General features: G+C 70.4%; 7 protein-coding genes. 5 read left to right on the top strand and 2 right to left on the bottom strand.

All coding sequences use genetic code 11. From position 1 onward, the window contains the following. Positions 1-413, bottom strand: a 413-nt coding sequence (locus R6U01_RS02770; RefSeq protein ID WP_410284937.1) for a hypothetical protein, incomplete at its 3' end; no start/stop codon positions are given. Positions 414-823: 410 nt separating this feature from the next. Here R6U01_RS02770 and R6U01_RS02765 point away from each other — a divergent pair. The 5 genes from R6U01_RS02765 to R6U01_RS02745 all read left to right on the top strand — a co-directional run bounded on the left by R6U01_RS02765 (position 824) and on the right by R6U01_RS02745 (position 6570). Then, a complete protein-coding gene (locus R6U01_RS02765) occupies positions 824-1339 on the top strand; it encodes a CNNM domain-containing protein (protein ID WP_410284935.1) in 516 nt (171 codons plus the stop codon). Between the two features lie 188 nt (positions 1340-1527). Beyond that, entirely contained in the window at positions 1528-2532 is a 1005-nt protein-coding gene (locus R6U01_RS02760; protein ID WP_410284934.1) for an ABC transporter ATP-binding protein, read from the top strand. Further along, positions 2529-4469 (top strand): ABC transporter permease, encoded by a 1941-nt coding sequence (locus R6U01_RS02755; protein WP_410284933.1) that lies wholly within the window; start codon positions 2529-2531, stop codon positions 4467-4469. Before R6U01_RS02760 ends, R6U01_RS02755 begins: the two co-directional genes overlap by 4 nt. Then, positions 4462-5544: an ABC transporter permease gene (locus R6U01_RS02750; RefSeq protein ID WP_410284932.1), complete on the top strand. Its 1083-nt coding sequence runs from the start codon at positions 4462-4464 to the stop codon at positions 5542-5544. The genes R6U01_RS02755 and R6U01_RS02750 overlap by 8 nt, the downstream gene beginning before the upstream one ends. Positions 5545-5625: 81 nt before the next feature. Next, positions 5626-6570 (top strand): hypothetical protein, encoded by a 945-nt coding sequence (locus R6U01_RS02745; protein WP_410284931.1) that lies wholly within the window; start codon positions 5626-5628, stop codon positions 6568-6570. A gap of 37 nt (positions 6571-6607) precedes the next feature. On the opposite strand, the gene R6U01_RS02740 is transcribed toward R6U01_RS02745, so the two are convergent. Continuing rightward, positions 6608-7360 carry a DUF2797 domain-containing protein gene (locus R6U01_RS02740; protein ID WP_410284930.1) on the bottom strand — a complete coding sequence of 251 codons (753 nt, stop codon included), beginning with the start codon at positions 7358-7360 and terminating at the stop codon, positions 6608-6610. Positions 7361-7480: the final 120 nt, after the last annotated feature.

Below are 7480 nucleotides of genomic sequence, written 5' to 3'. Positions count from 1 at the left end.
ACCAGCGCGGCGAACCGGTCCAGCGCGCGCCGGCAGACCGGGACGTACCAGGCCGCGACGATCGGGACCTCGACGACGACGCGACTGCGGTCGGTCTCGCCGGCGTAGCTATCGACCCGGTGGCCGGTTGCCGGGACCCCGGCGACCCGCCAGTCCCAGCGTCGTCCGTTGTACCCGGTCACGCGGAACGGGAGCCAGGCGCCGCCGACCAGGACCCGACCGGTCGTCCCGCGCGTCACGTACCGGTCGTCGCTCTCGACGGCGTCGATCGACGGCCCCCAGTCGGGCCACGCGGCGGTGTCGCGGAGCGCCCGGGCGGCGACCGCCGCCCCGACGGCGACGTCGCGGCCCACGGCGAGCGTCGCTCCCTCCCGGACGACCGTCGACGCGGAGTCGTCGCCGCACCCGTCGATTTCGAAACGACCGTCCGATTCGCGACCGACTTGAGCCGGGTAATTCACGATGTGCCCAACGTTCTCGTCGGGCTTAAGCCGACGGATATTAATACATTATATGTTATCAGGACTCAATATCTCTTACCACGAAGGGTTAATACGGGGATCGCCGCAAGTCGCGTCCAACATGGCCGACGACCGCGATACCATGAAGGACGTCTCGCACACGGCACCACACGACACCTCGGCGAAGGGAGTGTGGAAACGGGGCCGAAGCCCCGTCGAAGAGGAGGAAGAAGAGGAGTAACACGGTACGCCGATTTCTGATCACGACCCGAGTACTCGTCTGATACCGAGCGATGCGTGTCCGCTTCGATCGCCGGCGTCTGGCCGACACCCTCTTTGACGTCGTTTTTTGAGTTCGTCGCATGGTCGGACTCACACTGGGCTTGGCGGGGGTCGCAACGGTAACGGTGTTGCTGGCACTCAGCGCGTTCTTCTCGAGCTCGGAGACGGCGATCTTCTCGCTGCCGGCGGAGTGGTTCGAACAGCAGGTCGCTAGCGACGACCCGCGGGGCCACATCTTGAAGGAGCTCTACGACGACCCCCACCGGCTGCTGGTGACGCTGCTCGTCGGTAACAACGTCGTCAACATCGCCATCTCGAGCATCGTGACCGTGCTGGTCGCCGGCTATCTCCCCTCCGGTGCCGCGGTCGTGGTGACGACCGCGTGCACGAGCTTCCTCGTCTTGGTGTTCGGCGAGGTCGTCCCCAAGGCGTTCGGCCTCGGAAACGCCGAGCGGTGGTCGCTGCGGGTCGCGTCGCCGATCCGACTGGTCGAACGCGCCCTCTCGCCGCTCATCACGCTGTTCGACGGAATCACCCGTCGGATGAACGCGTACATCAACGGCGACGCGAACATCGAAAAGCCGTACACGGACTGACGCGGACGGGACCGTCGTGACGGTCGGCCTCCGGGACGCCGAGGCCGACGCGGGGCTCTCGGCGGTCCGAGGGGTTTTGTCCCCGTACTGAGACCCCTAATCGTGAGCGATGTAGCTCCCCCGGCTGGGTTCTCGCCGCTGATAGCCGCGGAGGTGAATTTAACCCGGCCCGCAGTCGATCAGGCTTCATGATCGAGGTGGAGGGGTTGCGGAAGGCGTACGGCGAGTTCGCGGCCGTCGTCGACAGCACCTTCTCCGTCGCCGAGGGCGAGGTGTTCGGCATCGTCGGCCCGAACGGCGCCGGCAAGACGACGACGCTGAAGCTGCTCGCCGGGCTCGTCGACCCCACCGAGGGCGAGGTCGAGGTCGCCGGCCTCCCCTCCGACGAGCCGGAGATGCGACGGCGGCTCGGCTTTCTCCCCGAGGAGTCGCCCCTGTACGAGGAGATGACCCCGCTGTCGTACCTGGAGTTCTTTGCCGACCTGTACGACGTGCCGAGCGACGTCGCCGACGAGCGCATCGCGGCCGCGCTCGACCGGCTCGAACTGGACCATCGCGAGCGCCGGCTCGGCGACATGTCGAAGGGGATGAAACGCAAGGTCGCCATCGCCCGATCGCTCGTCAACGACCCGGACGTGCTCGTGTACGACGAGCCCGCCTCGGGGCTCGACCCGGTGACGACGAACTCGGTGCTGGAGTTCACCCGCGAGCTGCGCGCGGCCGGGAAGACCGTCGTCTTCTCCGCGCACAACCTCTATCACGTCGAGTCGGTCTGCGACCGCGTCGTGGTTATGAACGAGGGGCGCATCGTCGCCCGCGGGAGCGTCGACGGGATCCGCGAGCGACACGGGGAGACGACGTACCACGTGTTCACCGACGTCGCGCCCGCCACCGGCGAGCGCTCGGCCGACACCCTCGACGACCCGGACGCCGCGACCGAGGCGGTCGGCGACCGCTTCCGGACCGTGGTGCCGGACATGGACGCGGTCGAGGCGGTCCGGGCGGCCGCCGCCGACGCCGGCGGCGAGGTCGTCGACATTCGCACCCGCGAACCCAGCTTGGAGGACGTGTTCCTCGACATCGTCGGCCGGCCGATGCCCGGGCGGTACGCGGGAGACGGCGGTCGAGTCAGCGAGCGCGACGGAACCGACGAGGGGGAACGACCCGCGGAGCCGCCGGAGGGCGCCGAGTGACCGACCGGCTCCGGAGGGTCCTCCGGGTCGCCCGCTGGGAGGTCGCCCGCGCCGCCGGGGGCGTCGACCGCCGGACGCTCCTGGCGGCGCTCGCGCTCCTTCTCGTCGCCGGCGGCGTCCTCGGCGGGGGCGTCGCCGCCGGCGCGGTCGGGCTCGACGTCGACCGCGACGTCTACCGCGTCGCCGTCGACGGCGACTCCCCGTACGCGGACGCGGTCGAGGAGGCGCCGGCGCTGACGCGCGTTCCCGTCGAGGGCGCCGACCTCGGCGAGACGGCCGACCTCGTCGTGTTCGACGGCGGGGAGAGCGAGGACGGCGCGGCGGAGACCGTCGCCGTCCGCGCCAGCGACACGCGGAAGGGTGAGGCCGCGGCCGCCGAGTTCCGCGAGGCCGTGGAGGCGCACAACGAGCGGCTGATGGCCGCGGAGGAGAACGCGACCGCCGCGTTCCCCGTGACCGTCACCCTCCGGTACGTCGGCCGGACGAGCGGGCTCGACGGCGACTCGACGCTCGGTGACGACGGAGCCGGAGGCGACGACGGTGGAAGCGAGAGCGACGACAGTGGAACCGGGAGCGACGGCGACGAGACGAGCGACGGCGACGAGACCGGGGACGGGACGGCGGGGGGTGACGCCGAAAGCGACGACGGACCCGGCGACGGCGGAGCCGGGAACGACGCCGGGTTCGCGGTCCCCTCGATCGGCGACGGGACGTTCGGGGCCGACACGGCCGGCTCGCCGGGATCGATCGCCCCGCCCTTCCCCTTCGTCTCGCTGCTGTTAGCGTTCGTCTTTCTCGTCCCGATGAACTTCCTGATTCAGGCGTACGGCTCGTCGGTGCTCGACGAGCGCACGAACCGACGGGGCGAGCCGCTGCTCGTCACGCCGCTCTCGCCGGTCGACATCGTCGCCGGCAAGACGCTCCCGTACGTCGCGGTCGCGCTCCTCGTCACGACGCTCATCGCGGTCGCCGTGGGGGGCGGCGCCCTCTCGGTGGTCGCCGTGCTCCCCGTGGCGATGACCTTCCTCGCGGCCACGTTCGTCGGGGCGATGTTCGCGCGCTCGTTCAAGGAGCTCACGTTCGTCACCGTGGGCGTCAGCGTCCTCCTCACGACGTACGCCTTCGTCCCCGCCGTCTTCACGAACGTCACGCCCGTGGCGCTGGTGTCGCCGCTGACGCTCGTCGTCTTCGACCTGCAGGGCGAGGCCGTCTCGGCGGGCGAAGTCCTCTTCTCGACCGTCCCGATGGCGCTGGCCGCCGCGCTGTTGTTCGGCCTCGGGCTCGGGGTGTACCGCGAGGAGGACATGTTCACCCAGAAGCCGGTGACGCGGAAGTTCCTCGACGCGCTCGCGGTGCGACTCGCTTCTGTGGACGGAGTCGCCCTCGCGGACCTCCTCGACCGTCGCCGGCTCCGCGCGCTCGGCGCGGTCGCGTTCCTCACCGCGTGTGCGATCCCCTTCGTGTTCGTCGCGGAGCTGCTGGCGGTCGCGACCCTGTTCGCGCTGCCGGTGACCGTCTCCGTCCCCGTCCTGCTCGTGACCATCGCCTTCATCGAGGAGGTCGCCAAGAGCGCGCACCTCTACGCCGGGTTCGAGCGCGGCGTCTTCGCCCGGACCGACCGGGTCGCCGTCGCGGTCGGGCTCGCGTCCGCGGTCGGCTTCTTCCTCGCGGAGAAGGCGACGGCGGTCGTCCAGTCGATCGGCCTCACCGAGCTGTACGTCGGCCGGGCGGCGTTCGGGAGCGTCGCCGGGGCGGAGGGCCTCTCTTCCGTCGCCGTCGCGGCGCTGCTGTTCGCGCCCCTCCTGCTCCACGGGCTCGCGACGACCGTCGCCGCGGCCGGCGCGAGCCGGGACCGGACGGCTTACGCCCTGACGTTGGCGTTGGCGACGCTGCTGCACGCAGCGTACAACTTCGGGGTGGTGAGCCTCCATGGGTGACGCCGACGACCGACTGACGACCGCCGGGCGGAGCGGCCGACTGACGATCGCCGGGCGGGAGCTGGCGGGCCTCCGCGCCGAGAAGACGATCCTGCTGGCGGTCGCGATCCAGCTGTTCATCGCGGCGTTCTCGTCGTTCCTCGTCGTCGGACTCGTCTCGATGTACGACCCCGGTTCGCTCGGCGGCGCGGAGGTCGAGGTGGCCGGCGCGGGCGACGCCGTGGGCGATCTCGAACGCGCCGCGAGCGAGGTGGAGGGGGCGTCGGTCACGCGCTACGAGGACGCGGCGGCGGCCCGGACCGCCTTCGACCGCGACGCCGCCGACGCGGTGGTGGTCGCGAATCGGAACGACGACGGACGGATCGTCGCGGCGGTCACGGCGCCGGACGCGACCGTCGAGACCACCGTGATCGTCGTCCAGCTCCGGGAGCTGCTCCGGACCTACGAGCTGCAAGAGCGCGCCGACCGGAGCGCGTCCCTGAGCGAGTCGCCGTTGCCGCTGCCGGAGCGGACCGGCTCCAGTCCCTACTTCACGTTCACCTACACGGTGTTGATCCCGGTGTTGGTGTTCCTGCCGGTCTTCATCTCCGGGTCGCTCGTGGTCGACTCGATCACCGAGGAGATCGACGAGGGGACGCTCGAACTGCTTCGCGTCGCGCCGGTGACGCTTGCCGAGATCGTCGACGGAAAAGCGCTCGCGGCGGTCGCGATCGCCCCCGGGCAGGCCCTGGTGTGGCTGCTTCTGCTTCGGGCCAACGGGACCCCCGTCGCCAACGTCCCGTCGATCCTCGCGCTGATGACGGCGCTGACGACGCTCGTCGTCGCGCTCGCGGTCGCCGTCTCCGCGCTCGCGCCCGACCGGCGGACCGCCCAGCTCCTCTACTCGATCGGCGTCCTCGTCCTGTTCGGCGGCGCGACGGCGATGGCAGGCGGCCCGGCGAACGCGGTCGCGCGGCTCGCCATCGACAGCGCGGACGCGACGACGACCGCCCTCGTCGCCGCCTACGTCGGCATCGCCGCCGTCGCCTACGCCGGCGTGCGGCGGCTCGTCGCCGTGAACGGGTTCGAAGGGTAGGCGGTCGGCGGAGCGCGGCGATTTGTTATATCACAATAGTTTATTATGGATTACCAGTCACTGGTCTAACACGGTGATCGTATGGCCTCTCACTCGGACGTTCACGCCCTGCCGGGATTCGTCGCGATGGATGCGCTCTCCGTGTTACGCGGCGGACGCCGCGGGGCGAGCGTCCAGATAACGGACGGGTATCTCGCGGGACAGCGGACGGTGCTGGAGGCCGTCGACCCGCCGATATCGACCGACGACCGGAGCGCCATCTGTCGGGAGTCCCGGCGGATCTGCGAGGACATCCACATCGACATCGATACCCTCACCGAAGGGAACCTCCGAGAGGCCTCGGTCAGGTTCAGACGGCTACTCCAACGGCTCCCGGAGGTCAGCTACCTCGAGCGACACTACCCGGAGACGTGTTTCGTCGTCCCGGAGTGGGTACGAACACCGGGCGAGGTGCGGTACGGGGCGCGAGTGTACTTCTTCGCCGACGACGCGCCCGACCCGGAGTCGGTGATGGACGAGAACATCCGGGCGGTGACCGACGAGTCGCCGGAGTCCTTCGAGCGGTACCAGGGCTCGCTTCACGGATACCCGGAGTGCTGTATCGACTTCTACGCGGGGGCGACGCGGTCGCCCGAGACCGATCCCGAGTCGCAGTCGATCGCACCGCTCGAGGAGCGCGTCCGCGACGACCGGCTCGAACGGGGGTCGCCCCTCTCGTGGTCCTTCGACGAGGTCCTCCGGGGGTTTTTCGACGACCCGCAGAGCTACGCCTTCTTCGCTCACGAGTTCTATCCGGAGCCGGGCTGTGAGACGGCCCGACGGCGCGGCGTCGAGATATACGAGACGCTCGCCGGCGCGCTCCCCGAACCGCTGGTCCGAGACTACTTCCGGTTCAACTTCGGCTGGTCGTATCTCATGGCGAAGGCGGTCCGAGACGGCGCCGACGAGACGCCCGAGCCGGGCCGCTTCGGACGGGAACACGCGCTGTTGTACCTCCCGTTGCGGATCGTTTTGGAGCTGTACTGAGCGGCACTCGTCGAGACGCCGTCGGTCCGAACGGGAGTCAGCCCCCGAACGCACCGAGACTCGACTGCAGTTCCCGTTCGGGTACCTCGTCGGTGAGCTCGTAGCCGACCAGCTCGCGGGCGTCGACCGCGTAGGTGGACCCGCCGCGGTCGAGCACCAGCACTCGGCCCTTCCAGCCGCGAACCGTCCCGGCCGCCATCGTCTCCGCGACCGGGCGCTCGTCGAGCCCGAGCCCGTAGTCGAACGCGAAGCGCTCGATCGGGTCGAACCGGTCAAGCAGGGCCTCCCACGCCGGCTCGTCCACCTCGCGGCCGAACCCGGCGAGCTTCGTCGGCACCCGGACGCGGTCGACGAGGTCGTCGCCCTCGGCCAGCTCCGCCTCCACCCGGCGGGCGACCCGGCCGTCCGGGAAGGTGCGGACGTGGGCCGCCCGGTCCGCGCCCTGTTCGCGGAGCCGGGTCTCAAGCCGCCACAGCCGCGTCACGCCGACCTTGAGCACGTCGGGGGCGAACGCAGCGAGGTACAGCGCGTGCTCCTCGTGGCAGTCCATCTCGTCTTTCAGACAGGTCCCCGTACACCGCGCGCACACCCAGACGCTCCCGTGGGCGTCGCAGTAGGGCGCTTCCGGGGCGTCGCAGGCGACGTGTTCGCCGTCGTGGACGGTCCCCGCGCAGCGGCGCTCGCCGAGCCCGTAGGCGAGTTCAGTCCCGGCGGTCGCCTCGACGAACTCGACCGCGCCGCCGCTGGCGACGTGGAGGCCCGCTCCCGACTCGTAGCCCACGACCTGCACGCGTTTCCGTAGGCGAGGCCGCGACTTATGCGCGTCGTCGGAGCGATCGAACGGGTGCTCGTCGGAGTCGCCCGCGGACGGCCCGACCGAGACCCTCGGCAAACGGGAGGGTCCGACTCG

Source organism: Halorubrum sp. (genome assembly GCF_046498025.1).
Classification (GTDB): domain Archaea; phylum Halobacteriota; class Halobacteria; order Halobacteriales; family Haloferacaceae; genus Halorubrum.
Note: the sequence above shows the minus strand (reverse complement) of the source record. Positions and strands in the feature narration are given on the sequence as shown.

Bases quoted from the DNA above. Each gene is read 5' to 3' on its own strand.
- R6U01_RS02765 (WP_410284935.1), top strand. From the start codon at position 824: ATGGTCGGACTCACACTGGGCTTGGCGGGGGTCGCAACGGTAACGGTG.
- R6U01_RS02760 (WP_410284934.1), top strand. From the start codon at position 1,528: ATGATCGAGGTGGAGGGGTTGCGGAAGGCGTACGGCGAGTTCGCGGCC.
- R6U01_RS02750 (WP_410284932.1), top strand. From the start codon at position 4,462: ATGGGTGACGCCGACGACCGACTGACGACCGCCGGGCGGAGCGGCCGA.
- R6U01_RS02745 (WP_410284931.1), top strand. From the start codon at position 5,626: ATGGCCTCTCACTCGGACGTTCACGCCCTGCCGGGATTCGTCGCGATG.